Source organism: Falsiphaeobacter marinintestinus (assembly GCF_007923355.1).
Taxonomy (GTDB): Bacteria; Pseudomonadota; Alphaproteobacteria; order Rhodobacterales; family Rhodobacteraceae; genus Phaeobacter_A; species Phaeobacter_A marinintestinus.
Map to the genome: position 1 here is coordinate 37,048 of NZ_VOGO01000013.1, position 26,891 is coordinate 63,938.

The following is a 26,891-nucleotide window of genomic DNA, read 5'->3' on the forward strand; positions in this document are numbered from 1 at the left end:
GGTCAGCCGGGCCCTTGCCGTATGTTGTTGGGCAGCCATGTGGCCAGTTCCGGAAAGGTGATCAGCACGAACACCATCAGCACCATGATCAGGAACATCGGAAACCCGGCGCGCGCGATAAAACCCATCTCATGCTGGGTCATGCCTTGCAGAACAAACAGGTTAAAGCCGATCGGCGGCGTGATTTGGGCCATCTCGACGACCACGACGATGAAGATGCCGAACCAGATCAGATCAATCCCGGCCTCGCGCACCATCGGTTCGACGACTGCCATGGTCAGCACCACGGATGAAATCCCGTCAAGGAACATGCCCAGAATGATGTAGAACACCAAAAGCACCATCAACAGTTCGAACCGGGTCAGCTCCATCCCTGCTATCAGATCGGCCAGACCACGCGGCAGCCCGGTAAAGCCCATCGATAGAGACAGGAACGCCGCGCCCGCCAGGATCAGCGCGATCATCGCGCTGGTCCGGGTCGCGCCCATCAGGCTTTCTGTGAAGGTCTTCCAGGACAGCGACCCTTGGGTGGCCGCCAGAACCAGCCCGCCGATCACACCAAAGGCGGCGGCTTCGGTTGCGGTGGCATAGCCCAGGTACATTGACCCGATGACCACAAGGATCAGGCAGAACACCGGGATCAGGAAGCGGGAGTTCGCTACCTTCTCCCCAAAGCTCATCGGAGGTTCGGGGTCAGGGTTCCAGGATTTGGACACCCGGCTGCTGATCGCCACAAAGGCCATGAACATCGCGGCGAGCACCAAGCCGGGCATGATGCCCGCAAAGAATAGCTTCGAGATACTTTCGTTGATCGTCACACCATAGACGATCAGAGTCAGCGAGGGCGGGATCATCAGGCCCAGCGTGGCCGCACCGGCCAGCGTTCCGATGATCATCGGTTCGGGATAGTTGCGCTTGCGCAGTTCCGGGATCGACATTTTGCCCACGGTCGTCAGCGTGGCGGCAGATGAGCCCGAGACAGCAGCGAACACAGTGCAGCCGACGATATTTGTGTGGACCAACCCGCCGGGCAGCCCCGCCATCCACGGCGACAGACCCTTGAACATGTCTTCGGATAATCGGGTTCGGTACAGGATTTCGCCCATCCAGATGAACAGCGGCAAGGCGGTCAGCGTCCACGAGGACGAGGACGACCAGATCGTGGTCAGCATCACGTCGCCGACGGGGCGCGAGGTGAACAGCTCCATCCCGACCCAGGCGACACCCATCAGGGCAAGTCCGATCCAGACCCCGGTGCCCAACAGCAGGAAAAGGACAAAGAGGAACAGAATGATGATTGAAAGGTCTTCCATCGTGTCTACTCCCCAAAGCTCTGATCGACCAGATCGCGCTTGATCCGGTGGTCACCGGAAAACAGAACGTGGATCAGGTGATCGGTCAGCGCGATGGCCAGGATGGTGGCGCCCAGCAGGACAAAACTTTGCGGGATCCACAGTGCGGTACGGTCCTGACCCTGGCTGATGTCGTTGAATTTCCACGACCAGTAGACGAATTTCTGCCCGTAGTAGACAAAATACCACGCGATGGCGGTGCCGACCGCAAAGCACCATGTTTCCAATACGCGTCGCGTGACAGGTCCGACCGCATTGATCAGGATCGACACCCGGATGTGGCTGCCATGGTTCAGCGCGTTGGCAAAGGCCAGAAAGGATGCGGCGGCCATGAAGTACCCGGCATATTCCGGGATTCCCGGCGCGACTTCACCGGTCCAGCGGGCCAGCATCTGCAACACGATCAGAACAAGGATCATGATCAGGCAGAGCGCGGCAAGCACGCCAGAGGCAAAGTAAAGAAAGTCGAGTCCTGAGCGAATGGCCTTGAGCACGCGCATACTGTTCCCCGGATTATTGTTCGTTATGGCGCACCGCCCCGGGGTGCCCCGGGGCGGCGTCATGATCCGTCAGAGGTCAGCTGTGAAACCGACATTCCAACGGGTCGCGTCATTCCATCGCTTTGTAAGACTCGATGATCGCCGCGCCTTCGGGACCAGCCGCTTCAAGCCATTCTTCCACCATGGTGGCCCCGACTTCGTTCAGCTCGTTCACCAGCGTTTCGCCAGCGGGTTCGACCGTCATACCACCGGCACGCAGACCGTTCAGCGTAAAGTCGGTGTACTGAACCGCACGCCAGAAACCGGCGTATTCTGCGATGTCGGCGCAGGCCTGAACAACAGCCTTGTTAGCGTCCGATGTCGCGTTCCAGGTGTCTTTGTTCACCATGATCGAGTTGCGCGGCATCCAGGCGTCAACTTCGTAGAAATGCGTCAGGCTTTCCCAGACCTTGCGGTCATAGCCCGTTGCGCCCGACGAGATCATCGATTCCGCGACACCGGTGGCAAAAGCCTGGCTGATTTCAGCCGCTTCAATGGTCACCGGAAGCATGCCGGTCAGTTCGGCCAGACGTGATGTCGCGTTGTTATAGCTGCGGAACTTGACGCCCTTCATATCCTCGACCGAATTTACTTCTTTCTTGAAGTAAAGCCCCTGTGGTGGCCACGGCACGGCATACAGCAGGTGCAGGTTCTGTTCGTCCAGAATTTTGGCGATTGTCGGCTCAGCCGCTTTCCAAAGCTTGTTCGAATCGTCGAAGTTCGTCGCCAGGAACGGGATCGAGTCGATGGCAAAGATCGCGTTTTCGTTCTGGTGGCCCGACAGCAGGCGTTCGCCGATTGGAACCTGTCCGGTCTGGATCGCACGCTTGATCTGCGCACCCGGGAACAGCGACCCCGATGGGTGGGTGACGATTTCAATGTCGCCGCCGGTGCCTGTTGTCACGCAATTGGCGAACTCGGCACCGGTGGCCGAATGATAGTTGCTGGCCGAATAGGCCATCGGCATGTCCCATTTCTCGGCCATGGCCGGGGCGGCGGCTGCCGTAGTGAGGGCCGTAGCGGCCAGAAGGGTTGTCAGTTTTTTCATGTCAGTCTCCCTGATTATGATTTGACCCGTTTTCGGGCTCTATAAGTGGTCTTGGTAACGCGACGGAGCATAGACGCTCATATCGGTATTCGGTGTTCTGCCCGAAATCATTTGCGCCAGAAGGCGTCCTGTTTTGGGTCCGCCTGTCAGGCCCACGTGATGATGACCGAACCCAAGATAGGCACCGGTTATCCCCGGAACCTCTCCGATCACCGGGATCGAGTCGGCAGGCGCAGGGCGATGGCCCATCCATTCGACCTCTTTGCGCCAGCTTATCCCCGGAAGGGCTGCCAGCACATTCTTTTTTAGCAACGCATAAGGTGCACGTGATGGCGGCGCGTCGATGCCGCCAAATTCAACAATTCCAGCAAGGCGCAAACGGCCATCCATCGGTGTGGCCACGAACTTGCCCGACGCAATCATGACGGGGGTTTTCGGCATCATCGATGGCTCCCACAGTTCAAGGTGATAGCCGCGCTCGGCCTCAAGCGGGACATTGATGCCCAACTTTTGGGCTAGCGGTTTTGACCAGACACCGGTTGCAATGACGACCGCGTCGCAAGGGATGGTATCCCCCCCGGCGCGCACGCCGGTAACCTGTCCGTTGTCACGCACGACATCTTCGACTTCGGCCTTGATGAATCTGCCGCCACGGGATTCCACGTGCCGCGCCAGATCCTTCACATAGCGGCCGGGATCGGTGATGCGCCCGTGATTGCCCATCTTAACGGCAAAGCCGAGCGCATCGGAAAAGATCGGGTCAAAGGCTTTGAAAGCGGCACCTTCAAGCTCCTCCCATTCAAACCCGTTCTGACGGCGTACTTCCCAGCCAAAAGCATCGCTCTGAAAATGCGCACGGTCGTTATAGACGTACAGGTAATCACCGGGATGCACCCATTTCTCGGCCCCGGTGCCTTCGCTCAGCGCAAGGTGATCGGCCACGCTGTCGCCGATAATCGGCGTCAGGGCCGAAGCAATGCGGCGGGTGTCGTCGGCATTGGCGTTTTTCAGGTATTTTATCAACCAGGGCGCAAGCTTGGGCAGGTAGGACCATTTCAGAAACAGCGGTTGATCCGGGTCCATCAGCATTTTCGGGGCTTTGCCCAGCAAACCCGGCGTTGTCACCGGAACCACCGCACAGGATGCCAGCACGCCGCCATTGCCATGGCTGGCACCTTCTGCGGGGCCCGCCTTGTCAATCAGGATCACGTCATGCCCATCGCGTTGCAGCCAGACGGCTGTTGAAACGCCGACGATGCCTGCGCCGACGATTGCGATTGTCTTTTTCTGGCCGGTCATGCTGCCACCGCCTTTGTCACCGAAAACCGGTCGAGTTTGGTCACGTCGGGACGGATGCCCAACCCCGGTCCATCGGGCACGACGACCTGCCCATCTTTCACGTCGAAGGGTGTTTCCAGAATATCTTCCTTCAGGAAATATGAGGCCTGATAAAACTCGCAGCCCAGCGTGATTTCGGGGGTAGCCGCGATCATATGAGTGCCCGCAAGATGGGCCAGCCCGGCTTCAAACATGTCACCGCCATAGGCTGTCAGCCCATTCGCGGCGGCGATGCGGGCGACAGACTGGCCACGCACAGCGCCGCCGGATTTCATGATCTTGATCGACACGCCGTCGCAGATGCCTTCACGCGCGGCGCGGGTCATGTCCTCGGGGCCAAACACGCTTTCGTCGGCCAGAAGCAGTACGTCGATCATCGCCCGAAGCTGGGCCATCATACCGAAGTGATGGGCACGGACCGGTTGTTCGATGAAATCGGGTTTGAAGCTGGCCACGTCGCGCACGCAAGCCGGAGCATCGTCAATCGACAGTCCCTGATTATAGTCGACGCGCACACCGAATTCGGGAAAGTCACTGGCGATGCGCTCAAGCCGCATGATGTCGAATGCGTGATCCTTGAACCCGGTCTTCAGCTTGATCAGCCGCACGCCGTCGTCGCGCAATCGCTGCAGCAGCGCGATATCTTGACTAAAGTCCGGATTGGCGATGGAGCAACTTAGCGGGATTGTATCGCGGCATTTCCCGCCCAGCAGTGCCCAGACGGGCAGGCTGCTGATCTGACCAGTCAGATCCAGCAAGGCTGTTTCCAGCGCGGCCTTGGCCTCGGTACAATGCGCAACGGCGCGTTCGGCTTTTGACATGATCAGGGCGCGGTCGGCGACGCGGGCACCGATGACCAGTGGACGCAGGTATCTGTCGAGCGCGGCATAGGTGGCTTCGGGCGTGCCGGTGAACACCGACCACGGCGATGCCTCGCCAAAACCATTGGCACCGCCTTCGGCAGTCAGGCGAACGATCACGACCTCGCAACTGCCTTCGACCGACCCGATTCCATGATCGCGGCGCGACACCACAGGCAGTTCCAGATGCCAAAGATCCATCCCGATAATTCTTTGGTTCAGGTCAGACATGCAGTTTCCTTGCTAGCCCCGAGACCCTGCCCCTCATATTTCATCATTTCAAATACGAATAATTTGCCATACGATCACAAAAAGTGATGGAGGCCCCAAATGTCCCTGCGTTTTCGGCAACTTCAGGCCTTTCACGCGATTGTCGAAACCGGCACTGTGACCCGCGCCGCTGAACAATTGGGCATTTCGCAGCCCGGAATATCGAATTTGCTGGCGCAGCTTGAGCGGGAAACACGGTTCAAGCTGTTCGAACGCTCCAAGGGGCGGCTGATTCCCACACCCGAAGCGGGCGTTCTTTATCAGGAAGTCGACACCGTGGTACGCGGCCTTGATCACGTCGCGCAGGCGGTCAGCGATCTTCAGAACAAGCAGGTCGGGCAGCTGCAGGTCGCATCGCAACATTCGATGTCATTCGGGTTCATGCCCCGGCTGATCGCACGGTTTGCCAAGGACCGCCCGGACATGTCGATCAGCTTTCAGTCGCAGTATTCGTCCAAGATTCAGGAATGGGTCATGGCGGGCCTGTTCGAGATCGGCATCTGCGAATACCCTATCCTGCACGACGCCTTTGATCTGCATCCGCTGCATGTCGAAACCTTCATTGCCTTGCCCGAAGGCCATCCGCTGGCCAAGCACGAAATCCTGACGCCCGAGTTGCTAGAGAATGAACCGTTCATCGTCATGGGGCCGGATCACATGACGCACCGGCGCACGCGCGAGGCGTTTCACAACGCCAGGGTGCCGTGGAAAACGAGGGTGCATGCGCATTTGTTCAAGAACCTGCTCAGTTTTGTGAAAGAGGGGATGGGGGTGGCCATCCTTGACCCATTTGCACTGGAATATGACTTTGAGGGCGGGTTCTGCACACGTAAGTTCCGCCCTGCCATCATGATGGATATGGCCGTGATCACATCGCGCACCCGGCCCTTGTCGACATTGGGGCAAGAGTTTCTTGAGATCCTGCTAAAAGAGCTCAAACCCTTTTCCTCCGAGCAAGTTTAGCCCATCCAGCGCATCACAGGGGCCGCCGCCTCTTCCAACGGTTGGGTCACGATATCGATCAGGGTCGGTCCGTCATGGGCCATCGCCTGTGCCATGACATCGTCAAGCTCAGCCGGGTCTTCAACCCGCCATGCCTTTACCCCGAACCCTTCGGCCACTTTCGCCTGATTGGTGCGGTTGAAATCGACGTTGTAATATCGTGCGTCCTTGTCGGCGTATTGGCTCGCCTTGATCCAGCCGAAGCTGGCGTTCGAAAACACGATATAGGTGATCGGCGCATTACACCGAACAACGGTTTCAAGCTCACCACAACTGAAGGCGAACGACCCGTCGCCCATCATGGCAACAACCTTGCTGTCAGGGCGTCCATACCAGGCCCCCAAAGCGGCCCCCATCGAATACCCCAACGCGCCATGCGCCCGGTTGGTGATATAGTACCGGCCCGGGTTCTTCTGCTGAGAATACGCGTTGTAATAGGGGCAGCTGGTGCCGGGGTCGCTGACCACGATGGCGTCATCTGGCAGATGACGGTTTACCGTGTCGATGACCCGCTCTGGGCGGATCGGGGTTTCGGTGCTGGCGGAAAGCGTGTTGAACCGGGCGAATTTGCGCGTCTTGATATCGGCCACACTGGCGGCACCATCAAAGGTTTTGCGCGTGTCCTTCTGGTCCAGAATGCGGTTCGCCTGTTCAAGGGAAAGCCGCAGATCGCCGACCACGCCGACTTCGGTGGGATAATTCGCGCCGATGGTCATCGGGTCGCTGTCGAAATGCACGATCCGTGCGCCGGGCTTTGGGGCCTCCCACCGCGAAGTGGTGGTGGACCCGGCACGGCAACCCATGAACACCACCAAATCGGCGGCCTGCATCATCTCCCAAGTCTCATCCGTGCCGCCGTTCGACCCGACCACGCCCAGCGATTGCGGATGGTCATCGGCCAGCGACCCTTTGCCCGAGATCGATGTGGCCACGGCAATGTCCAACCGGCTTGCCAACTGGTCAAGTTCTTGCATCGCGCCCGATATGACAATGCCGCCCCCGCACACGATCAGCGGATTATTGGCCGACAGAATCGCGTCAACCGCAGCCTCAACCGAAGCTTCCTCGGGGCCTGTGCGATAGGCGGGATAGCTTGCGTGGTTGGGGTCAGACCAGATGTCGGCGGTGTCGACCGGTTCGTACTGAATGTCATAGGGCAGCCCCAGATGCGCGGCACCTGACCGCCCGGTGGTCATCGCCCGGAACGCGGCGCGTACCATGCGGGGGATGTGATCGGATTTCTTGATCACCGTGTTGAACTTGGTCAGCGGGCGCATCAGCGCGTCCTGATCGACTTCGGTCAACGGGTATTTCCCGTATGATGCAACCGAGATATCGGTGGTGATCGCCAGCACGGCGTACGAGCTTTCGTTGGCCTCGATCAACCCCGGCAGGATATAAGTCGCACCACCACCCGACGGCCCTTCGCACACGCCGACCCGGCCGGTCACGCGGGAATAGCCATCGGCCATGTAGGCGGCGCAGCGTTCATCGCGGGTCAGAATGTGTGTGATATTGTGGTCCAGTCGCAGCATCGCGTCATAAAAGGGCAGGGTGGTGTCACCGCACAGGCCGAAAATATGCGTCACGCCGTGTGATTCCAGCATGCGCACCATCGCCTCGGCACCGTTCAGTTGATTGGGGATATCCTGGGCCATCACGTGTTCCTTCGACTCTGCACTCACTGCTGTATACAGATCTGCATATTGATTTGAAAGTATCGATGTGTCACATCCTTGTTCGACAAAAGGAGACGACCATGGCCGAAGGGCGTGTCGAGGACATTTATGATCGGGTCAAACAGATGGCGGTCACCTATCGGTTGCGTCCCGGTGATCGCCTGAACGAGGTCGCATTGTCGCGCGAACTGGGCGTCAGCCGGACTCCGTTGCGCGAAGCGTTGAACCGTCTGGTGGCCGAAAAGATGTTCGACTTTCAGCCCGGCACGGGGTTCTTCTGCCGACAGTTGGACGCTCAAACCGTGTTCGATCTGTACGAATTGCGCGACATCACTGAAATCGCCGCCGCCCGGTTGGCCTGCGCCCGCGCGACGGATGCTCAGCTGGCTGCGTTGAAGGACGAGTTATACGCCACGGGGATCACAGTTGACGGGCTGACCGTCGCCGAGGCTTGCGCCCGGGACGAGGCTTTCCACATCGGAATCGCGCGCTTGTCGGGCAACGCGGTGTTGGTAGCTCAGCTTGAGCGGATCAACGAACGCATCCGTTATGTCCGGTGGGTCAGCCTGTCGATGGGCCAGATCCGAAAGTCCAAGGACGAGCATATCCGAGTGATCGAGGCTTTGATCGCACGCGATGCCGATACGGCTGTGGCAGTTTTAGGCGACCATATTTCGAAACGTATGGACGAAGTCATCGATGTGGTCCGGCAAGGTATTTCGACCATCTACATGAACACGATTGATGATCTGTCCGAAATGGTTCTGCTAGAGGAAAACGCATGATCGCAACAGGTGGCAAGTCGATATACGGCGCTTCGGTCGGTATCCTGATGCTGGACGCCCGCTTCCCGCGGATTCCCGGCGACATGGGCAATGCGCAAAGCTGGCCGTTCCCAGTGCACTACAAAATCGTGCACGATGCGACGCCCGACCGGGTGGTGCGGCAGGGGGGTGACGGGTTACTGGGCCACTTCATTGATGCCGCTCGCGACTTGGTGGCAGATGGCGTCGACGGGATCACCACCAATTGCGGGTTCCTGTCGCTGTTTCAGAATGAACTGGCAGAAGCGGTGCCTGTCCCAGTGGTGACATCGTCACTGATGCAGGTCGAAATGGTCAACCGTGTCTTGCCCGCGGGCAAGCGGGCTGGCGTGCTGACAATCTCGGCCTCGACGCTGACAGAGGCCCATCTTGTCAAGGCGCGCGTCCCGGAGGGCACGCCAATTGGAACGACGGAAGGCGGGCAGGAATTCACTCGCGCGATCCTGAAGAACGAGCTTCAGCTGAACGTCGAAATGGCCCGGCAGGACAATGTCGCGGCAGCGTTAGCCTTGCAGAAATCCAACTCAGATTTGGGCGCCATCGTGCTGGAATGCACCAACATGTGCCCTTACGCTGCGGATATCTCGGAAGCGACAGGCTTGCCGGTGTATTCCATCCTCAGCCTTGTGACATGGTTCCAGTCCGGGTTGCAGCCCCCAAGGTGGTAATCGGCTCAGCGCGGTGTCGGACTTACCCGCGCCACGCTGAACCGTTGGGTCGTGAAACCTGCGCAGGGTTTCTCAGGCCCGTCTTGAACGATCAGACAGCGGCAAAACCGGCGTCCAGGGCAGACAGGATCGTGGCCGCGTCCTGCTCACCCAACACAAGGGGAGGCGACAGGATGATGTTCGGCCCCGAAACCCGGACCATGGCCCCGGATTGATAGGCGGTTTCCTGAATGACAGCGGCTGTTTCGCCGTCGATGGGCTTTTTCGTGGCGCGGTCACTGACCACCTCAATCGCGGTCATGAGACCATGCCCGCCCCGAACGTCGCCGATGATGTCGTATTTTGCCATCAGGTCCTTGCAGCCCTGGAAAAGCTGATCGCCGCGGGCGGCCGCATTGTCCACAACATTCAACCGTTTCGTTTCTGCCAAACAGGCAAGCGCGGCCGCCGCACCTACCGGATGCCCGGAATAGGTATAGCCATGGCCGATCTTGGCGGCAGGATTATCTTCGAATGCTTCGACCATTCTTTCGCCAATCATCAGGGCGCCAAACGGGAAATAGCCGTTGGTGATCGCCTTGGCCGTCGCAATCATGTCAGGCTGGATGCCCCAAAGCCGCGCGCCTGACCATGCTCCAGTGCGCCCGTATCCCGTGATAACCTCATCCGTGATCAGCAAAATGCCGTTCCGGTTACAGATCTCCTGAACCATCGGTGCAAAGGATTTGTGTGGAGGGATGACACCACCTGCGCCCAGGATCGGCTCCATGATCATCGCCGCAATGGTATTCGCACCCTGAAACGCAATCTCATCCTCAAGTGCCGCCACACACAGGTGCGCCAGTTTTTCGGGGTCAGTTTCATTGAAGGGATTGCGATAGGTATAAGGGGCGGGGATGTGAAAACACCCGGCCAGAAGCGGCTCATAGGCGGTGCGGAAATTGGCATTGCCGTTGACGCTTGCCCCCCCGAAGTGGGTGCCGTGATACCCTTTCTTGAGGCTCAGAAACTTGGTGCGCCCGGTCTCGCCGCGCAGTTTGTGATATTGCCGCGCCAACCGCAGTGCGGTTTCAACCGAATCCGAGCCGCCCGAGGTAAAGAACGACCGTTGCATTCCATCGGGGGCAAAGAAGTCCTGCAATTCATAAGACAATTCGATCACGGCATCATTTGTCGTGCCGCGAAAGGTCGAATAATAGGGCAGCTTGTTCAGCTGATCTGCAATTGCGTCTTTGACGGGTTGGCAGGAATAACCAAGGTTGACGTTCCAAAGACCGCCGACCGCATCAACAACCTTATGCCCGTCAATATCGGTAATGCTGACACCGCTCGAGTCGGTGATGATCTTTGGCGGATTTTCGATACTGTCCTGAGGTGACGTCATCGGATGCCACATTTGGCGGGCGTTGTTTTCTTTCAGGAAATTCGAATCTTTCATGATGCAGGTTCCAATGTGGGGTGTAGGTTTAAGGATCTGGCCCAACTGGCCTCGATGCTGTCTGGGATTGTGCCACCCCAGTTCCGGGTGATGTCGCGACTGGCCTGCATCAGGTTTTCCTGGATGCGACGCACCAGATAAGAAGTGCAGCGACTTGCCACGCTTGCCACGGACACGCATCCGGCCAGGCGGCCCGTCTGGTCGAAAACAGGCGCGGCAAGGCTGTGAACATCTTGCTCAAAACTGCTGTTGGTATGTCCAAAGCCCGTGTCGCCCACGCTTTCGACGGTACGGGCCAGTTCGTCGACCGTTTTCACGGTGGTCGACGTAAACACCTGCAGTCTGCTTGCTGCAACGTCGATCAGGTCTGGCGGGCCAAAGGCCAGCGCACAAAGGCCCGAGGCCGTCGCGTGAAGCGGAAACGTCTGAATGTCGATGATGACCCGGGTGCTGTGCATCGACGATTCGCACGAGGCGAGCGCGTACAAAGTTGTGCCCGACAATTCCGACACATGCGCCGTTTCACCTGTTTCGATGGCAAGACGTGACAGCGCCGGCATCGCGCTTTCCTTGCGCGGAACTGTCAACTCGCGGGTCTGGGCCAGTTGCAGAACGGCCGGACCAAGACGATAGCGTTTGGTTTCCGGCGTCTGCTCAACAAACCCGGCCTCTTCAAGCACTTGTAAATGCCGATAGGTTGTCGCCTTGTCCCGACCCGCGAGCCGACACAGCTCTGACAAGCCGATTTCAGGGCGCTTGGTTGAGAACAGCGATAAAAGCGCAAGAGTTTTGGCCGCCGAAGACATAGGTCCACCATCTGAGTTCGGCCAAAGGGTGGCACAGCTTGTTTAACAAGGCAATCGATTTTTGCAAATGATGGTTTGATATGCGAACCGGCGCAGAGCAACTAAGATGATACGGTGTGTTCCGCTCAGGCCCCCGGTTTCCGCACGTTTGATTTTGATGGCAACCCCGTCAACCGGCGCCGAAACAGGTCACTGGCCGGGATACATTGTACAATTCAACCTCGCCCAGCGGGCGCAGGCCGGAACAACAGCTTGCAATAGCATCCGACATCACGATCCGCTGGCCCGCAACCTTCCCGTAGTCCGACAACCGCGCGGCGATATTGGCGGCCTGACCGATCACAGTGAAATCCAGGCGTTCGCGCGATCCGACATTGCCATAGGTGACGCGCCCGTAATCCAACCCGATGGCGGTATCACATTTGTGCACGGGGTCCTTCGCATTGATCGCATCCAGCTGCGCAAGGATTTCCTTGGCCGTGTCCAGCGCATGGCTGCTGGCCTTCTGTGCGTCTTCACCTTCCGGAAAGACCGCCAGAACAGCGTCGCCAATGAACTTCAGCACTTCACCGCCATTCGCGTGAACCACGTCCGACACGGTATCAAAGAACTGGTTCAGCAACGCTATATAGTCCCGCCGGCTGAGCTGTTCTTCCAAAACCGTCGAATTGCGCAGATCGCAGAACATGATTGCGGCGTCGATCTCATCCCCGTCACCGCGACGGATCTCACCGCCCAGTACCCGCGCGCCTGTGCGCTTGCCGACATAGGTCTCAAGCAGGGTCTGTGCGTTCGATCGTTGGGCAAACACCTCGTAAAACCGGCTGATCACGAAAACGCACTCAAACACCGTTCCCAGATCCCCGGTCGAAAACCCGTCCGGGTGATCGCTGGTCAGGGTCAGCACGTTGGTCCGCCCGTCCGAAAATGGCAAAGGCATCGCCACATAGTCTGTCGCGCCCTGCTGTTTCAGATCTTCCATGATCGGGAAACTGGCTTCGAAATGCGCCGCGTCCAGCCGCTGACGCACTCCGCCCAACCCGTTCGACACATGCCTGAGAGGGCTGTTGATATAGGATTCGTGGTCATGCAGTTCATAGGTCGGCGCATAGGTGGTCAGTTCATCTTCGCCGCGTTTCCAGATGATGTTGCGGGCCACAATCAACGGGTGCAAAGACCAGATCAGCACGCTCATCCGCGAAATCGGAATACCGTGTTCGACCAGTTTCTCGCCCAGCGCCCGGGTGAGATCTTCGGACGATGGCAGCGTTGACGCCTCGCGCATCAGCCAGTCGATCAGCGGGCCGCTAATGCTTGATGGCTTGGCGGCCTGCAGTTCGTTGTCGCCCAGATCGATATGCGTATAGGTATCGGGCATGAACGCGGCAAAGCCCTGGACATCGCGGCTTTCGGGCAGGGCGACCTCATAGCTCCAGACGGCATTCTTGATCGCCTGATCGCCGATGTGCAGATCGCGATAGCTCGCCGTGCCCTTGAAAGGGCAAAAGGTCTGCAATGCGGAGGGTGCGCTCATATCAACCAAAATGTCTTCGACCGGGACATAGATCGCCGGGTTCAGCCGGGTTTCATACATCACCTTGGCGCGACTGGAACTGGCCAGTATGACATCCCCGCGAGAGATGGTGACGCGGCCCTGAAGCGGTCGGATTTCGATATCATAGGCAGCGACCGGAGGCGAGCTTTGTACGTTCATGCCGATTGCGTCCTTTGCCTATCATCAAGCTTATTATAATATGGGAACGATGGTTGGGTTTTCAAAGCCAACCACGAAGGGGTGAAGCTGGATGGTGGGACAAATGCTGCGCGTGTTTCGCTTTATGCTGATGCCAGTGATGATTATTCTGTGCGTGCAAACCGGACATGCTGAAGGCGAATTTGATTATCGCCGTTCAGATTCGCAGGTTTTGCCGGGGCCGTGGTGTCTTTGCGGACAAGTTTGCTCTCTGACAAAAGAGAACGGTATGACCCGCGATGATGTGCGGCGCTTGCGGCAGATGGTGCGCTCTTGTCCACCTGTTCATGACGAATTGATTTATCAGTCTTTTGGAACCTGCGATTGTTCTGCGTTCGCCCAGTCACCCGGATCACAGACGCCGCAATATCCGGGGCCCTGATAGAAACTGTCCGACCACCTGGACACCGTCCTTTTCTACTGCAAGCATAACCGTATCACGATAAATCGCGACCCTGTGCGACAGGGGTTGACCCTTGATCCTGCAAGCTGACGCGACAGCGGGAAATATCTGACCGTTCCTTGCATGTGGCCTGCCGATTGCCGTGTCACCGTTATCAATTGCTGGCTGTCTCTATAACCATTATTGATAACCCATGACCTTTGATCAGATCCGAACGTTTTTGTGGGTGGCCCGGTTGGGCGGCTTTCGCAAGGCGGCAGAGCGGTTGCATCTTTCGCAACCGGCAGTGTCGACGCGGATCTCAAATCTGGAACAGGAACTGCGTGTTCCGCTGTTCGAACGCGGCCCCGGTGAACTTGTTCTGACCAAGCATGGCACCCTGTTGCTGTCCTATGCCGAGCAAATGTTGTTTGTCGAAGAAGAAATCAAACAGCGTGTCGCCAACCCGTCCGAGGCCGAAGGTCTGTTTCGTGTCGGCGCAGCGGAAACCATCGCGCAGGCGTGGTTGCCAGAGTTTCTGAAGGCGTTTAGCCAACAATATCCGCGGGTGAATGTCGATCTTACGGTCGATATTTCCCTGAACCTGCGCGCGGCCGTTCTTGAGCGTAAGCTGGACCTCGCCTTTTTGATGGGTCCGGTGTCCGAGTATTCCGTCGAAAACGTCGCCTTGCCGCCGTTCGACCTGCATTGGTATCGCTCGACCGCGAATCCGCAAACCGATTTAAGCGAAATTCCGATCATCTCATATTCCAGCAAGACCCGCCCTTACCGCGAACTGATGTCCGAACTGTCACGCCGGGTTGGTCCCAAGCTGCGCGTCTACGCATCCGCTTCGCTGTCAGCCAGCCTCAAGATGATTGCAGCGGGAATCGCTGTCGGGCCGTACCCGCGCGCTTTGGCCACCGAGTTTCTGGAAGCCGGGAAAATCGTCGAATTCGATCCGGGGTTTAGACCGCAACCACTGGCGTTTACAGCGTCCTACCTGTCTGAACCTCGCAGCTTTCTTGTTGAAAACAGTGCCGAAATTGCCCGTGACGTGGCCTTGTTCTGGGATCAGCAACTCCTTACCTGAATTCAAAAAATCTATCAGTAATGAAATAAAATGATAATTGGCATGAAAGTCCGTGCTCGTGTGATGATTTCGGCACGTCACAAGGGCTGCCATCATGACATCTGCACGGGTTTCTCACGCTGACTTGGTATCCGCTTCGGCGGCGGAAGTGCGGGCGGCGATCCGGACCGGGTCGTATGATGGCCATACAGCTGGGCTGGCCGCCGGAAAGCTGCAATGCAACCTCGCCATCCTGCCCGAGCGGTTTGCGCTGGATTTCCTGCGCTTTTGCCAACGCAACCCAAAACCATGCCCAATCGTCGGTGTCAGTGATACCGGTGACCCCAGCCTACCAACCTTGGGGCGCGACATTGATATCCGTACCGACGTCTCGAAATACCGCGTGTTTCGGAACGGAACGTTCAGCGAGGAAGTCACCGACATCCGTGGCGTCTGGTCTGATGATCTGGTCACCATCGCCCTTGGATGTTCGTTCACCTTCGAAAACGCCCTTCTGCGCAACGGCATACCGGTCCGGCATATCGAAACCGGTAGGAATGTCCCGATGTTCCGATCCAACATCGACCTTGTTCCAGCGGGCAAGTTTGGCGGGCAGATGGTCGTGACCATGCGCCCGATCCCCGAACATCAGGTCGCGCAGGCCAAAGACATCAGCAGTCGTTTCCCGCAGGCACACGGCGCACCGATCGCGGTCGGCGACCCTACGCAGATCGGCATTGCCGACCTGTCCCGGCCTGATTGGGGCGATGCAGTCGATATCAAACCCGGCGAAGTGCCTGTCTATTGGGCTTGCGGTGTGACTCCGCAAAACGTGCTTCTGGATGCCGCCCTGCCCATCTGCATCACCCATTCCCCCGGTCACATGCTGATCGCCGACGTCGCAGAAGACGCTGAAACACCAATCCTGATAACAAGCTGACCCTGTCCAACTAGGAGACCTGAACAATGAAAAAAATCCTGTCCATTCTCGCCGCAAGCACCGCGCTTGCCACACCTGTCCTTGCTGAAAACCTGTCTGTCGTCGGCAGCTGGTCCAGCCTGCCCTTGCACAAACAGTATGAAACACCGTTCTGGAGCACGACATTGCCCGATGCCTCCGGCGGCAACATCACGGTCGAGCTGACAACACACAACCAGATGAGCCTTGGGCTGGGCGATATTTACCCTCTGCTGGGTCAGGGCGTCTATGACGTCGCCATGACCGTTGCGGATTACGCCGTTGCCGATGCGCCCGAGTTGGAAGGCCTTGATGTTCCGCTTCTGGCCCTGACCGCCGACGAAGCTCGCGCAATGGTCGATGCCGCGCGGCCCATGGTGTCCGACATTTACCGTGACCGTTTCAACGCGCATGTCTTGGCCATTGCGCCTTACCCACCGCAGGTCGTTTTCTGTAATCATGAGATCGCGGGCCTTGGCGATCTGGAAGGCCTGAAAGTACGCGCCTCGGGTCGCATGACCGCCAAACTGCTCGAGGCGTTGGGCGCCGAAGGTGTGAACGTGTCATTCTCAGAGGTGCCGGGCGCGTTGCAGAACGGCGTGGTCGATTGTGCCGTCACCGGTGCTGGTTCGGGTTACAGCGCGGGCTGGTGGGAAGTTTCGACCCATCTGCTGCCGATCCCGCTGGGCGGCTGGGATTCTGTCGTCACCGCGATGAACATGGACAAGTGGAACAGCCTGGATGCCGACACGCAGGCCCTGATCACCAGCGAAATTTCGAGTGGCTTTGAAGAGCCCGCCTGGGCCAGCGCGCAGGACGCTTTAGCCAATGACATCTCGTGTCTGACCGGCAATGGCGATTGCCCATCGGGTGAGTCCCGTTCGATGACACTGGTCGAAGTCAGCCCGGAAGATTTCAGTCATGCGCGGGACATTCTCACAAGCAAAGTTCTTCCCGATTGGGCCGAACGCGCTGGAGGAGATTGGGCGACACGCTGGAATGACAGCGTTGGCCAGGTTGTCGGCGTGACGATCAACTAAAGCAAAAATCAGGGGACGTGCCGGGCATGGAACTCAGGATGATACATAACCTGCGGGTGATCAACAAAGGGGTCGCCCTTGTGGTTGGCTTTGGCTTGTTGGTGTGCGCAGCGTTTGTGCTGACAGATATCATCATGCGCCGGTTCGGCACGTCCCTTGGTGGCACAGAAGAAATAGCCGGCTATGCCATGGCGCTGGCGACGTCGTGGGGCATGTCATACACGCTGATTGAACTGGGGCACGTCCGGATCGACCTTTTGCGCAGCCGTGGGGGCAGCTTTGTCCGGGCCTTGTTCGACGTCTTTTCGATGATCGTGATGTCAGGCGTGGTAGTCACAATCGCCATCAAGGCATGGCCGGTTCTTGAACGATCCCTCGTCAATGGCTCGCGGGCCAATACGCCGCTGGAAACCCCGCTGGCCTGGGTCCAGTTGCCATGGTTTGCTGGGTGGGTCTGGTTTGCCCTGATGTCGTCATTGACGACACTCGCCGCGCTCAGTTTGCTCCTGAAACGCCGGCACGCCGAAACCGAAAGCTTTGTCGGTGCGTTTGCCGAACAGGAGACGCTGCAATGATCGGCTATGTCTCGATCGGATTGCTGGCCCTGTTGGCCCTGTCCATTCCCGTTGGCATCGTGCTGTTTCTGTTGGGATTTGGCGTTGATATCTTCTTTTCCAGCTTCCCGCTGACACGCGGGTTGGGCAACATGGTCTGGTCGTCGTCCAATTCGGCCACTTTGATCGCCATCCCGTTCTTTGTCTTGCTGGGTGAAATCCTTGTGCGCAGCGGTGTCGCGACACGCACCTATGCGGCGTTGGATCGTTGGGTGTCGTGGTTGCCCGGCGGTTTGGTCCACGCCAATGTCGCCACGGCCACGATGTTTTCGGCGACCTCCGGATCTTCGGTAGCCACGGCTGCCACGGTTGCAACCGTTGCCATGCCACAGGCCGAAAAACTGGGCTATGATCCGAAACTGTTTTCAGGTGCCATAGCCGCCGGGGGCACGCTGGGCATCATGATCCCGCCGTCGATCAACCTGATCGTTTATGGCTTTCTCACGCAATCTTCGATCCCGCAATTGTTCCTTGCTGGTCTGATACCGGGCCTGGCACTCGCCATTGCCTTTATGGCCGTCACGGCCATCATCTGCATCATCCGCCCCGATCTGGGTGGCGTGCGACGTACATTCCCGTTGCCACAGATGCTGCGGGCTTTGATCGATCTGATCCCCATTCTGATCCTGTTCGGCCTGATCGTCGGGTCGATCTATCGCGGCTGGGCCACACCGACCGAAGCGGCGGCTGTTGGCGTCGCAGGCGCATTTGTTATCGCATTGGCCTTTGGCGGTGTCTCGTGGTCGATGCTCAGCCAAAGCCTGACTGGCACCGTCAAAATCACCTCGATGATCATGCTGATCGTCATCGGGGCCTCGTTCCTGAACTTCACACTTGCCTCGGCCGGGCTTGGGCGCGAACTGACTGCATTCATGACCGGGCTTGGCCTGACCCCGCTCAAAACAATTATGGTGGTTGTGGTCCTTTACATTGTGCTTGGGTTTTTCATCGAAACGCTGTCGCTGATGGTTGTCACCATTCCGATCATCGTGCCGCTGGTCATCGCGCAGGGGTACGACGTGATCTGGTTCGGCATTCTGATGATCGTGTTGATCGAAATGGCCCTGATTACCCCACCGGTCGGCTTGAACCTTTATGTAGTCCAGGGCGCGCGAAAATCCGGCAGCTTAAACGAGGTGATGCTGGGGGCTTTGCCTTACTGCCTGACGATGCTGGCAATGGCCTTCCTGCTGATCGCGTTTCCGGGCATCGCTTTGTTCCTGCCAAACGCCTTGCAGTGATAGATCGCTGTCGCCGCCACATCATCGCAGGCCAAAGGCCGACTGCGTAAACTTAGACACACAGGAATAACTCATGCAGTTTTTGGTTGGATCAGAACACATCGATTTCGCAATCGACCGGCTTGTCGTCGCTGGCTGGACAGGCCGCAACGCAAAAGCCGTGCAGCATCACATTGATGAACTGGCCGCCCTTGGCGTTGCGCCCCCGTCGACCACGCCCCTGTTCTATCAGGTTTCCAATACCCTGCTGACGCAAGACGCGGCGATTCAGGTGCTTGGCAGCGCCACATCGGGCGAGGCCGAGCCGCTGTTGATTGCTCAGGACGGCAAACTCTGGCTTGGGTTGGCGTCTGATCACACGGACCGCGATCTTGAAGCGACCTCGGTCGCGGCGTCAAAGCAAGCCTGCTCCAAAGCCTGCGCATCCACGCTGTGGGATTTTGATTCGGTTCTGGACCACATCGACCAGTTGAAACTGCGGTCCTGGATCCAGGAAGGCGGCGACTGGACGCTGTATCAGAACGGCAGTCTTGATCAGATCATGCCCCTCGAAGCGCTGTCCAGACATCTTGATGGGATGGGAGTCGCGGCGATGTTGTGCGGCACACTTCCCGCCATCGGTGGTGTCCGCGCAGCGAACGATTTCCGGGCCGAACTCAGCGACCCCGTTCTGGAAAGAACACTGACACTGCAGTATCAGACCAATCCCTTGCAGATCGTCGCCTAAGCCCCGCCGACCGTACCCAAGGCAGGTGCGGCATTCACACCATCTGGATCACGTCTTTTTCCACCGCCAGCATGTACCCACGCCGGGCGATGTTCTTGACCAGCAACTCACTCACCATCTGGTTGCCCAAGGTATCGCGCAGCCGTTTGATGCGTGTGGCCCCGGCCGCTTCTTCGCAATCGGCCGAGTTCTTGCCCGAGACCATCGCCTCAATCTCGATCCCCGACAGCACGTCGTCATCCATCCGCGCCTCGGCCAGAACCGACAGAGTCTCCATCGCTGCGGCGGTCAGCTTGAAATCCATGTTGTTCAGGTAAACCGTGTTTTCCTCGCGGCTGATCAACAGCGAATTCACCTGAATCCCGGCGCGTTCGATCTGGGCCATGCGGCGGTTGAACGCCACCAGAAGCACCAGAAACACCAGCGCCGCGACCATCATCGCGGTGGCAAAGACCAACAGCACAAAAATCACCATCCGGTAACTGGCCAGGGTATCGGAAAATGCAGTGCCCGATTGCGCCAGAATCTCAAGCAGCTTGATCTCGGCCTGGGTGGTTAGATCGTTCTCGACAAACACCTGTTCGACTCGCGCGTTGAACGCGTTGGCGTCTGGCAGGGTCAGCAACAGCACGGTTCCGGCCACAACCAGAATAGCGACAATCGCGCCGATCCCGAGGCCGACCATCCGGGTGCCCGACCGGCGGGCGTCAGAAGCGGAGATAATATTGTCCGGCATCAGCCTTCCTTTGCTGCAAACCTTCGGGACCAAACACCGAGAGGACGTTCAGCAACGTCCACCCGTTCTGCTGCAACCGCTGCGCCGCTTCGCTGCGGGCGGCAGCCTTGTCACAGGATTGGGCTAACTGGATCACGCCATAATGCAGGCGCAGCGGGTTGTCGCGCTTGGCTTTGTAATCGGCATAACACTCGGCAGAAAACGCCGGTGCCGCCAACATCAGGCCCGCGATCAGGGCAAGGATATGGGTTCTGAGTCTCATGCCCCCACCCTGCTGTGAAACGCTTGGTTATTCAATGACAACAGGGGCCTGAACGGTGCGTTATCCAATAACAGGGGGGTGATATTGCCTGTCTTTCGGGGTCGGGGCCAGTGTTGGGTCATCAACCGTCCACACAATCGGACACCCCATCACACCGACCCCGAAAGGACCCTCGACATGCACCGCAAATTCATCGCCATGATCTGTGCCTCCGCCCTTGCCGTTACGGCCTTTACCGCTCCCGCCCGCGCCGACGATGATGTCGCCAAGATGATCGCGGGCCTTGCCGTTCTCGCCATCATCGGTGCGGCAATCAACGATCACAATGACAACGACACCGTGGTCGTCCAGCGCCGCGCCCAGCCATATTACCCGCCGCAGAACCCCGGGCATTCTTATTCGGTCCGTCCGCCGCAGGTGGTCCAGCCCAAGCCGCTGCCGCGTCAGATCACCCGGTATGACCTGCCGAGAAGCTGTCTCAAGACCGTGCGCCGTGGCCGGGACGAGTTCAAGATTTTGGGCGGCAATTGCCTGCAGAACAACTATCGCCTGACCGACTCGCTGCCGAAGGCCTGCAAGGTTCAGGTGCAGGGCAACAAGGGCACTCGCGCCGGGTACAAGCCCCATTGCCTGCGGGAACGCGGCTATAACCTCAGCCGCAAGTAACCCGACAATCGAGCAGAAGAGGGGCAGCCAAGCCCCCACTGACCAAGGTCGCGCCGTTCGGGAAACCGGGCGGCGCGATTTTTTGTCCGCAACCGGACTTTCCACTTGCAACCACCCAATCAGAGGCGCAGCTTGCCAGTGAATGCGCCGCACCGGTCAATTTCGGGCCCCCATGTGCCACGCATCGATCCTGTCATCTGGCTTACGGACCCAACCATGAAGCCGAAGATTCTGACCTCTATGGGCGATTATTCGTCCGAGGCGCTGCGCGCCGATGTCCTTGCGGGCATCACTGTTGGTATGGTTGCACTGCCGCTCAGCCTTGCCATCGCAATTGCCTCTGGCGCTCCCCCAGAAACCGGGCTGGTCACGGCGATCATCGCGGGCCTGCTGATTTCTTTGTTCGGCGGCAGCCGTGTGCAGATCGGCGGCCCGACCGGAGCCTTCATCGTCGTGGTTTATGGCGTGGTTCAGGATCACGGGTATCAAGGATTGGTTCTGGCGACGTTCATGGCCGGGCTGATCCTGCTGGTCGCCGGGTTTCTGCGCTTGGGTAAACTGATCCGGTACGTCCCCGAACCGGTGATCAACGGGTTCACCATTGGCATCGCCGTGATCATCGCCACCAGCCAGCTCAAGGACATTCTGGGCCTCGACATGGCGCAGGTGCCTGCGGATTTCATCGAAAAGGTTCCGGCGTTATGGGCGGCCCGGGCGACCTTTGATACCAGCAGCGTAATCCTCGGGCTGATCACCATTGTGGCCATCGTTGCGCTGCGCCGACTGTTCCCCAAGTTTCCGGGCCTGATCTTTGCGGTCGCGGGCACTTCCGCCCTTGCGGCTTGGCTGCACCTGCCTGCCGATACCATCTTCTCTCGCTTCGGTGCGCTGCCATCTCACTTGCCGACGCCTGCCTTCCCACAGATGTCGATGGCCACTGTGACCGAATTGCTGCCCTCGGCCATCGTCATTGCGTTCCTTGCGGGCATTGAATCGCTGCTGTCCGCCATCGTTGCCGACCGCATGATCGGTGGCCACCATCGCTCAAACGCCGAACTGCTGGCCCAAGGGGCCGCCAATCTGGGCTCGGCCCTGTTCGGCGGCCTGCCTGCAACCGGGGCCATTGCCCGCACCGCGACCAACGTGCGGGCGGGCGGGCGCACACCCGTGGCGGGCATCGTTCATGCGCTGACTGTCTTGTTGGTGATGATGCTGGCGGCGCCGCTGGCCGGATACCTGGCCATGCCAGCGCTTGCGGGCCTGCTGATCCTGACCGCCTGGAACATGAGCGAACCGCAAAACTGGAAAACCTATGTCTCGGGTCGGCGGTCTGATGCCATTTTGATGCTGCTGACGCTGGTCCTGACGGTTCTGGCCGACCTGACCGTTGCAATCGGGGTCGGCGTTGCCGTCGGACTGGCCCTGCGCCTGATACGGCGTGACGTTCCACCAGAAGACTGGACGCCGCCTCAACACTGATCAAAGCCCCTTGCATCCTATCGCGCGCGCAGGCAGCACAGGAGGATGACAACGCCCGATGACAGCCTTGAATGCGCCGCCCAAGCGCGGGGATTCCTGCGGATCGCAGGAGTAGACGAAGTCGGCCGCGGCCCGCTGGCCGGGCCGGTGACCGCCGCCGCCGTGGTTTTGGATCTTGAACAGGTGCCCGAGGGCCTGAACGACTCCAAGCAGCTCAGCCTCAAACGCCGCACTCTGCTTGAGCCTTTGATCGCGGAAAAGGCCCAGGTCTCAATCGCCCACGCCAGCGTCGCCGAGATCGACCAGATCAATATCCTGCGCGCCAGCCACCTTGCCATGGAGCGCGCAATCGCCGCGCTGGATCCGCCGCCTGATTTCGCCCTGATTGATGGCAATCGCATCCCGCGCGAATTGATGATCCCGGCGCAGGCGGTGGTCAAAGGTGACACCCGTTCCGTGTCGATTGCAGCGGCCTCAATTATGGCCAAAATGTGTCGCGATCGGCTCATGGTGGATTTGGCGCAACAGCATCCCGGTTATGGCTGGGAAACCAACGCCGGGTATCCGTCAAAAAGCCACAAAGCGGCGCTGGTCAAATTCGGTGTAACCCCACACCATAGACGTTCGTTCAAACCGGTCCACAATATCTTGTATCAAGAATAATTTGTAACCTACTGATTCAAAAAGAATTTGACCGCGAATCGCCTTTGACTCATCCTATGAGCAACCAACGAGCGTGAAAATGCGCCGGGACAGAGGCAGAGAATGACCAAGACTAAAACCAAGGGCGCTGCGGCGCTCCCGCTCAATACGATTTTGTCTGGCGACTGCATCGAGCTGATGAACAGTCTTCCAGAAGAGTCCGTGGACCTTATTTTTGCGGATCCACCCTATAACCTGCAGCTGAAGGGCGATCTGCATCGCCCCGACAATTCCAAAGTCGACGCGGTTGACGACGAATGGGACCAGTTTTCGTCCTTCGCCGTCTATGACCGCTTCACGCGGGCATGGTTGAAGGCCGCAAAACGCCTGCTCAAGCCCAACGGCGCGATCTGGGTGATCGGATCTTACCACAACATCTTCCGTCTGGGAGCCGAGCTGCAGAACCAGGGATACTGGATCCTGAACGATGTGGTCTGGCGCAAGTCGAACCCGATGCCGAACTTCCGTGGCAAACGGTTCACCAACGCTCATGAAACCATGATCTGGGCGTCCAAGGCCGAAGGCGGCAAATATACCTTCAACTACGAAGCGCTGAAGGCGCTGAACGAAGGCATCCAGATGCGGTCAGACTGGGTGATCCCGATCTGCACCGGCCACGAACGCCTGAAAGACGATAACGGCGACAAGGCCCATCCGACGCAAAAACCCGAAGCGTTGCTGCACCGGATCATGGTCGGGTCGACCAATCCGGGCGATGTGGTCCTTGACCCATTCTTTGGCACCGGCACGACCGGCGCCGTTGCCAAGATGCTGGGCCGTGAGTTCATCGGGATCGAGCGCGAAGAAGCCTATCGCAAGGTTGCCGAGAAACGCATCGCCAAGGTCCGCAAGTTTGATCGCGAGACGCTGCAGGTCAGCGCATCGAAACGCGCCGAACCGCGCGTGCCCTTCGGCCAATTGGTCGAACGCGGCATGTTGCGCCCGGGCGAACAGCTGTTGTCGATGAATGGCCGTCACAAGGCCAAGATCCGGGCCGATGGCACGCTGATCGGCGACGACATCAAAGGCTCGATCCATCAGGTCGGTGCCGCGCTGGAAGGCGCGCCCAGCTGTAATGGATGGACCTATTGGTGCTTCAAGCGCGACGGCAAAACCGTGCCGATTGACGTGCTGCGCCAGCAGATCCGTTCGGAAATGCAGAACTAACCCACACCTCGACTTATCAAAGTTACCGCCGGTGCCTGTGGCCTGACACAAGGCACTCAACTTGACCCCGCCATTCTATGGCGGGGTCTTTTTCATGTTTGCAAAGACCGCGTCTAAGCCGCGTCTTGTTCTGAGATCAACTGTCGAACTGATGCTGGCAACTGCCGTGCACTCATCGCGCGCGGATAGGGCAGTTCCTTGATGTCGCCAGCTTTGTCGTAGAAGGCTTCGTACTCGCCATGATTCTGGAAAGTCCGACGCGAGACGTTGTCGATGAAGGTCTCTGAGGGCGAGCCATTTGCCAGGATGATCTCATGGTTCTCGGTTTCGATGTGATAGACCGTGAAAGTGTCGCCAAGTTCCGCAAGTGGAACACGGATGATCGTGGTGCCATTCACCATAGCGCCAGCATGGCACAGAACACTGTCCAGCAGCATCGCGTGATTGTTGGTCACAGTCAGATCCGAATGTGGCAGGCCGTCGCCAAGCGATCCGGCAGTCATCCGAATTGGGCGCAGATGTTCCGCTGGATGAAAGATTTTCGCCATCGTTTTGGCACCCAACCATCTGACAGCCACTTCTTTTCCGTCTGCGGTCAACACCAAGTCGCCCGCTTTCAAAGTCTCGACGGCGCGCTCTCCGTTTGGCGTTGCGATCAGCGTACCGGCCGCAAAACAAACAGGGTAGGGGTTCGTATCGAAGTCACCGCTGTCAATAACATTGGGTAGATCGGCCGTAGCGGCTGCTTCGTCCAATGTACTAAAAATATATGCTTGGTCTGTGTCTGGGTCACCGTCAGAATCTTCCTGATAGATTACGAGGTAAAGTTCACCTGACGAAGACGTGTAGGTTCCTGCGAACTCTCCAAAATAGTCGGTGCCGCCAACGTTAATCGTCAGAGTTTCACCGACTGTGAATTCACTACTCCCGGCATCGTTGTCGGATACAACTCCATCGACGTCGGTATGGTTGCCTGAATCCTTGTAGTTGTGACTGTTCCCATTTCGTTCATATTCTAAAACGGAACTGTAAGACCAATCTGCCATGTATCCCTCCCTGGACCAGTTTGACCCCGATAGTCGAAACAACGACCAACGCGAGGGCTATATAAAAATACAAACCGCAAAAAAAATTGGCGGCCTTCGAAAATGCGACCCCACCATTTTTTGGTGGGGTCTGTATTCATATTCGTTGTTGTTGAGCTTAAGCCGCGTCTTCCCTTGAGATCAACTGGCGAACTGATGCTGGCAACTGCCGGGCACTCATCGCGCGAGGATAGGGCAGTTCTGCCATGTCGCGGACCTCGCCGTACATTTTCTCGAACTCGGAAAAGTTGTGGAAAATTCGGCGCGAAACATTGTCGATGAAGGTTTCAGTGGGCGCCCCGTTTGCCAGGATGATCTCATGGTTCTCGGTTTCGACATGATAGGTCGTAAAGGTCTGCCCCATTTCTTCCAACGGAACCCGGACTATGGTCGACCCATTGACCAAAGCGCTGGCATGGCACAGGACGCCATCCAGAAGCATCGCGTGATTGGCTGTCACCGTCAGATCCGAATGCGGAAGACCCTTGCCAAGCGACCCGGCAGCAAAGCGCACGGGGCTCAGTTCTTCTGCCGGACGGAAGATAGCTGCGATGGTCCGCCGTCCCAACCATTTCACTGGCACCGGCTGGCCTTCGCTATTCAGAACCAGGTCTCCGGCATCCAGCGATTCCACGGGTTTCTCGCCATCTGGAGTTGCGATCAGACTGCCAATCAGAAAACAGGGCGTGTATGCGCCAGCGTCAAACTCGGGGTCTCCTGTGTTGATGACGTTTGGAAGGGCTGCATTGGTCGAAGCCGCGTCTGCAGGGCTGAACACGAAGCCAATATTTGGATCGCTTTGATCTTCAAGAACGATGCCGGTGACGCCATTGATCGTGTAGGTGCCCACATAGTCCAACGTGACGATGTCCCCGGAATTATAATCCGGAAAGTCGTCAGCAATAGCTGGGGTAACGTTGAACGTGAAGGAATCCCCGGACTCAAAGGTATCGCCAACCGCTCCGTCGTCAGCAAAAGTCTCCCCGTCATCCAGTGTGCCGCTTTGCGTTGAGAAGTCGCCGGTGTTCTTGAAATTGATGCTGTTTCCGGTGCGGTCGTACTGAATAACCGATAAAAAATCGAATGATGCCATGATCTACTCCTGAAGGCGTTTCGAAAATCGATTTAGGAGGCTGAAGCGATTCGGCCAGAAAAACCTTAGAAACAGTACATCCGCGCGACG

27 protein-coding genes are annotated in these 26,891 nt (G+C 58.2%); 14 read left to right on the forward strand and 13 right to left on the reverse strand.

Translation table 11 applies throughout. The features are described 5' to 3' along the window. Positions 1–2: 2 nt before the first annotated feature. From FOY56_RS20385 to FOY56_RS20405, 5 genes are all read right to left on the reverse strand, one after another. Entirely contained in the window at positions 3–1,313 is a 1,311-nt protein-coding gene (locus tag FOY56_RS20385; protein ID WP_146348001.1) for a TRAP transporter large permease, read from the reverse strand. A 5-nt stretch (positions 1,314–1,318) separates the two neighbouring features. Beyond that, positions 1,319–1,852 (reverse strand): TRAP transporter small permease, encoded by a 534-nt coding sequence (locus FOY56_RS20390; RefSeq protein ID WP_146348002.1) that lies wholly within the window; start codon positions 1,850–1,852, stop codon positions 1,319–1,321. Positions 1,853–1,961: 109 nt separating this feature from the next. Continuing rightward, complete coding sequence (locus FOY56_RS20395; RefSeq protein ID WP_146348003.1) at positions 1,962–2,939, reverse strand: TRAP transporter substrate-binding protein; 978 nt, start codon at positions 2,937–2,939, stop codon at positions 1,962–1,964. Positions 2,940–2,978: 39 nt separating this feature from the next. Then, the gene (locus FOY56_RS20400; RefSeq protein ID WP_146348004.1) at positions 2,979–4,238 is read right to left on the reverse strand and encodes an NAD(P)/FAD-dependent oxidoreductase; all 1,260 of its coding nucleotides are present in this window, start codon (positions 4,236–4,238) and stop codon (positions 2,979–2,981) included. Beyond that, positions 4,235–5,368: an enolase C-terminal domain-like protein gene (locus FOY56_RS20405; RefSeq protein ID WP_146348005.1), complete on the reverse strand. Its 1,134-nt coding sequence runs from the start codon at positions 5,366–5,368 to the stop codon at positions 4,235–4,237. The genes FOY56_RS20400 and FOY56_RS20405 overlap by 4 nt, the downstream gene beginning before the upstream one ends. A 99-nt stretch (positions 5,369–5,467) precedes the next feature. Between FOY56_RS20405 and FOY56_RS20410 the strand changes: the two genes are divergently transcribed. Beyond that, a complete protein-coding gene (locus FOY56_RS20410; RefSeq protein ID WP_146348006.1) occupies positions 5,468–6,370 on the forward strand; it encodes a LysR family transcriptional regulator in 903 nt (300 codons plus the stop codon). Here FOY56_RS20410 and FOY56_RS20415 read toward each other — a convergent pair. Continuing rightward, positions 6,367–8,067 (reverse strand): thiamine pyrophosphate-binding protein, encoded by a 1,701-nt coding sequence (locus FOY56_RS20415; protein WP_246139549.1) that lies wholly within the window; start codon positions 8,065–8,067, stop codon positions 6,367–6,369. The genes FOY56_RS20410 and FOY56_RS20415 overlap by 4 nt on opposite strands. A gap of 101 nt (positions 8,068–8,168) precedes the next feature. On the opposite strand from FOY56_RS20415, the gene FOY56_RS20420 reads away from it, so the two are divergent. Further along, positions 8,169–8,873 carry a GntR family transcriptional regulator gene (locus FOY56_RS20420; RefSeq protein WP_146348007.1) on the forward strand — a complete coding sequence of 235 codons (705 nt, stop codon included), beginning with the start codon at positions 8,169–8,171 and terminating at the stop codon, positions 8,871–8,873. Beyond that, positions 8,870–9,580: an aspartate/glutamate racemase family protein gene (locus FOY56_RS20425; protein ID WP_146348008.1), complete on the forward strand. Its 711-nt coding sequence runs from the start codon at positions 8,870–8,872 to the stop codon at positions 9,578–9,580. The genes FOY56_RS20420 and FOY56_RS20425 overlap by 4 nt, the downstream gene beginning before the upstream one ends. Before the next feature lie 91 nt (positions 9,581–9,671). Here the strand turns inward: FOY56_RS20425 and FOY56_RS20430 are convergent, their stop codons facing one another. From FOY56_RS20430 to FOY56_RS20440, 3 genes are all read right to left on the reverse strand, one after another. Further along, the gene (locus FOY56_RS20430) at positions 9,672–11,018 is read right to left on the reverse strand and encodes an aminotransferase class III-fold pyridoxal phosphate-dependent enzyme (protein WP_146348009.1); all 1,347 of its coding nucleotides are present in this window, start codon (positions 11,016–11,018) and stop codon (positions 9,672–9,674) included. After that, the gene (locus FOY56_RS20435) at positions 11,015–11,824 is read right to left on the reverse strand and encodes an IclR family transcriptional regulator (protein ID WP_146348010.1); all 810 of its coding nucleotides are present in this window, start codon (positions 11,822–11,824) and stop codon (positions 11,015–11,017) included. Before FOY56_RS20435 ends, FOY56_RS20430 begins: the two co-directional genes overlap by 4 nt. A 169-nt stretch (positions 11,825–11,993) precedes the next feature. Then, entirely contained in the window at positions 11,994–13,538 is a 1,545-nt protein-coding gene (locus FOY56_RS20440) for a DUF427 domain-containing protein (RefSeq protein WP_146348011.1), read from the reverse strand. Between the two features lie 103 nt (positions 13,539–13,641). On the opposite strand from FOY56_RS20440, the gene FOY56_RS20445 reads away from it, so the two are divergent. The 7 genes from FOY56_RS20445 (at position 13,642) to FOY56_RS20475 (ending at position 19,611) form a co-directional block, all read left to right on the forward strand. Next, complete coding sequence (locus FOY56_RS20445) at positions 13,642–13,959, forward strand: hypothetical protein (RefSeq protein WP_146348012.1); 318 nt, start codon at positions 13,642–13,644, stop codon at positions 13,957–13,959. Between the two features lie 214 nt (positions 13,960–14,173). Then, positions 14,174–15,052, forward strand: coding sequence for a LysR family transcriptional regulator (locus tag FOY56_RS20450; RefSeq protein ID WP_146348013.1), 879 nt, complete (start codon positions 14,174–14,176; stop codon positions 15,050–15,052). A gap of 94 nt (positions 15,053–15,146) precedes the next feature. Beyond that, on the forward strand, positions 15,147–15,971 hold the full coding sequence (locus FOY56_RS20455) for a putative hydro-lyase (protein WP_146348014.1): 825 nt from the start codon (positions 15,147–15,149) through the stop codon (positions 15,969–15,971). A 26-nt stretch (positions 15,972–15,997) separates the two neighbouring features. Next, positions 15,998–17,029 carry a TRAP transporter substrate-binding protein gene (locus FOY56_RS20460; RefSeq protein WP_146348015.1) on the forward strand — a complete coding sequence of 344 codons (1,032 nt, stop codon included), beginning with the start codon at positions 15,998–16,000 and terminating at the stop codon, positions 17,027–17,029. Between the two features lie 26 nt (positions 17,030–17,055). Next, complete coding sequence (locus FOY56_RS20465; protein ID WP_146348016.1) at positions 17,056–17,604, forward strand: TRAP transporter small permease subunit; 549 nt, start codon at positions 17,056–17,058, stop codon at positions 17,602–17,604. Further along, positions 17,601–18,884 (forward strand): TRAP transporter large permease, encoded by a 1,284-nt coding sequence (locus FOY56_RS20470; RefSeq protein ID WP_146348017.1) that lies wholly within the window; start codon positions 17,601–17,603, stop codon positions 18,882–18,884. The genes FOY56_RS20465 and FOY56_RS20470 overlap by 4 nt, the downstream gene beginning before the upstream one ends. 73 nt (positions 18,885–18,957) lie before the next feature. Continuing rightward, a complete protein-coding gene (locus FOY56_RS20475; RefSeq protein WP_146348018.1) occupies positions 18,958–19,611 on the forward strand; it encodes a DUF2848 domain-containing protein in 654 nt (217 codons plus the stop codon). 34 nt (positions 19,612–19,645) lie between these two features. Here the strand turns inward: FOY56_RS20475 and FOY56_RS20480 are convergent, their stop codons facing one another. Beyond that, on the reverse strand, positions 19,646–20,347 hold the full coding sequence (locus FOY56_RS20480; protein ID WP_146348019.1) for a winged helix-turn-helix domain-containing protein: 702 nt from the start codon (positions 20,345–20,347) through the stop codon (positions 19,646–19,648). Then, complete coding sequence (locus FOY56_RS20485) at positions 20,319–20,609, reverse strand: hypothetical protein (protein WP_146348020.1); 291 nt, start codon at positions 20,607–20,609, stop codon at positions 20,319–20,321. Before FOY56_RS20485 ends, FOY56_RS20480 begins: the two co-directional genes overlap by 29 nt. 177 nt (positions 20,610–20,786) lie before the next feature. On the opposite strand from FOY56_RS20485, the gene FOY56_RS20490 reads away from it, so the two are divergent. The 4 genes from FOY56_RS20490 (at position 20,787) to FOY56_RS20505 (ending at position 24,623) form a co-directional block, all read left to right on the forward strand. Continuing rightward, positions 20,787–21,275 carry a hypothetical protein gene (locus tag FOY56_RS20490; protein WP_146348021.1) on the forward strand — a complete coding sequence of 163 codons (489 nt, stop codon included), beginning with the start codon at positions 20,787–20,789 and terminating at the stop codon, positions 21,273–21,275. Positions 21,276–21,491: 216 nt separating this feature from the next. After that, positions 21,492–22,754: a SulP family inorganic anion transporter gene (locus FOY56_RS20495; protein WP_146348022.1), complete on the forward strand. Its 1,263-nt coding sequence runs from the start codon at positions 21,492–21,494 to the stop codon at positions 22,752–22,754. Between the two features lie 45 nt (positions 22,755–22,799). Further along, complete coding sequence (gene rnhB / locus FOY56_RS20500) at positions 22,800–23,417, forward strand: ribonuclease HII (RefSeq protein ID WP_146348023.1); 618 nt, start codon at positions 22,800–22,802, stop codon at positions 23,415–23,417. 102 nt (positions 23,418–23,519) lie between these two features. Beyond that, positions 23,520–24,623: a site-specific DNA-methyltransferase gene (locus FOY56_RS20505; RefSeq protein ID WP_146348024.1), complete on the forward strand. Its 1,104-nt coding sequence runs from the start codon at positions 23,520–23,522 to the stop codon at positions 24,621–24,623. Between the two features lie 113 nt (positions 24,624–24,736). Here the strand turns inward: FOY56_RS20505 and FOY56_RS20510 are convergent, their stop codons facing one another. Both FOY56_RS20510 and FOY56_RS20515 read right to left on the reverse strand, forming a co-directional pair. Further along, positions 24,737–25,669 carry a Hint domain-containing protein gene (locus tag FOY56_RS20510; RefSeq protein ID WP_146348025.1) on the reverse strand — a complete coding sequence of 311 codons (933 nt, stop codon included), beginning with the start codon at positions 25,667–25,669 and terminating at the stop codon, positions 24,737–24,739. Positions 25,670–25,826: 157 nt separating this feature from the next. Further along, a complete protein-coding gene (locus FOY56_RS20515) occupies positions 25,827–26,801 on the reverse strand; it encodes a Hint domain-containing protein (RefSeq protein ID WP_146348026.1) in 975 nt (324 codons plus the stop codon). Between the last annotated feature and the right edge of the window lie 90 nt (positions 26,802–26,891).

Coding starts and splice junctions, on each gene's coding strand:
- FOY56_RS20385 (WP_146348001.1), bottom strand. CDS start 1,313: ATGGAAGACCTTTCAATCATCATTCTGTTCCTCTTTGTCCTTTTCCTG.
- FOY56_RS20390 (WP_146348002.1), bottom strand. CDS start 1,852: ATGCGCGTGCTCAAGGCCATTCGCTCAGGACTCGACTTTCTTTACTTT.
- FOY56_RS20395 (WP_146348003.1), bottom strand. CDS start 2,939: ATGAAAAAACTGACAACCCTTCTGGCCGCTACGGCCCTCACTACGGCA.
- FOY56_RS20400 (WP_146348004.1), bottom strand. CDS start 4,238: ATGACCGGCCAGAAAAAGACAATCGCAATCGTCGGCGCAGGCATCGTC.
- FOY56_RS20405 (WP_146348005.1), bottom strand. CDS start 5,368: ATGTCTGACCTGAACCAAAGAATTATCGGGATGGATCTTTGGCATCTG.
- FOY56_RS20410 (WP_146348006.1), top strand. CDS start 5,468: ATGTCCCTGCGTTTTCGGCAACTTCAGGCCTTTCACGCGATTGTCGAA.
- FOY56_RS20415 (WP_246139549.1), bottom strand. CDS start 8,067: ATGGCCCAGGATATCCCCAATCAACTGAACGGTGCCGAGGCGATGGTG.
- FOY56_RS20420 (WP_146348007.1), top strand. CDS start 8,169: ATGGCCGAAGGGCGTGTCGAGGACATTTATGATCGGGTCAAACAGATG.
- FOY56_RS20425 (WP_146348008.1), top strand. CDS start 8,870: ATGATCGCAACAGGTGGCAAGTCGATATACGGCGCTTCGGTCGGTATC.
- FOY56_RS20430 (WP_146348009.1), bottom strand. CDS start 11,018: ATGAAAGATTCGAATTTCCTGAAAGAAAACAACGCCCGCCAAATGTGG.
- FOY56_RS20435 (WP_146348010.1), bottom strand. CDS start 11,824: ATGTCTTCGGCGGCCAAAACTCTTGCGCTTTTATCGCTGTTCTCAACC.
- FOY56_RS20440 (WP_146348011.1), bottom strand. CDS start 13,538: ATGAACGTACAAAGCTCGCCTCCGGTCGCTGCCTATGATATCGAAATC.
- FOY56_RS20445 (WP_146348012.1), top strand. CDS start 13,642: ATGCTGCGCGTGTTTCGCTTTATGCTGATGCCAGTGATGATTATTCTG.
- FOY56_RS20450 (WP_146348013.1), top strand. CDS start 14,174: ATGACCTTTGATCAGATCCGAACGTTTTTGTGGGTGGCCCGGTTGGGC.
- FOY56_RS20455 (WP_146348014.1), top strand. CDS start 15,147: ATGACATCTGCACGGGTTTCTCACGCTGACTTGGTATCCGCTTCGGCG.
- FOY56_RS20460 (WP_146348015.1), top strand. CDS start 15,998: ATGAAAAAAATCCTGTCCATTCTCGCCGCAAGCACCGCGCTTGCCACA.
- FOY56_RS20465 (WP_146348016.1), top strand. CDS start 17,056: ATGGAACTCAGGATGATACATAACCTGCGGGTGATCAACAAAGGGGTC.
- FOY56_RS20470 (WP_146348017.1), top strand. CDS start 17,601: ATGATCGGCTATGTCTCGATCGGATTGCTGGCCCTGTTGGCCCTGTCC.
- FOY56_RS20475 (WP_146348018.1), top strand. CDS start 18,958: ATGCAGTTTTTGGTTGGATCAGAACACATCGATTTCGCAATCGACCGG.
- FOY56_RS20480 (WP_146348019.1), bottom strand. CDS start 20,347: ATGCCGGACAATATTATCTCCGCTTCTGACGCCCGCCGGTCGGGCACC.
- FOY56_RS20485 (WP_146348020.1), bottom strand. CDS start 20,609: ATGAGACTCAGAACCCATATCCTTGCCCTGATCGCGGGCCTGATGTTG.
- FOY56_RS20490 (WP_146348021.1), top strand. CDS start 20,787: ATGCACCGCAAATTCATCGCCATGATCTGTGCCTCCGCCCTTGCCGTT.
- FOY56_RS20495 (WP_146348022.1), top strand. CDS start 21,492: ATGAAGCCGAAGATTCTGACCTCTATGGGCGATTATTCGTCCGAGGCG.
- rnhB (WP_146348023.1), top strand. CDS start 22,800: ATGACAACGCCCGATGACAGCCTTGAATGCGCCGCCCAAGCGCGGGGA.
- FOY56_RS20505 (WP_146348024.1), top strand. CDS start 23,520: ATGACCAAGACTAAAACCAAGGGCGCTGCGGCGCTCCCGCTCAATACG.
- FOY56_RS20510 (WP_146348025.1), bottom strand. CDS start 25,669: ATGGCAGATTGGTCTTACAGTTCCGTTTTAGAATATGAACGAAATGGG.
- FOY56_RS20515 (WP_146348026.1), bottom strand. CDS start 26,801: ATGGCATCATTCGATTTTTTATCGGTTATTCAGTACGACCGCACCGGA.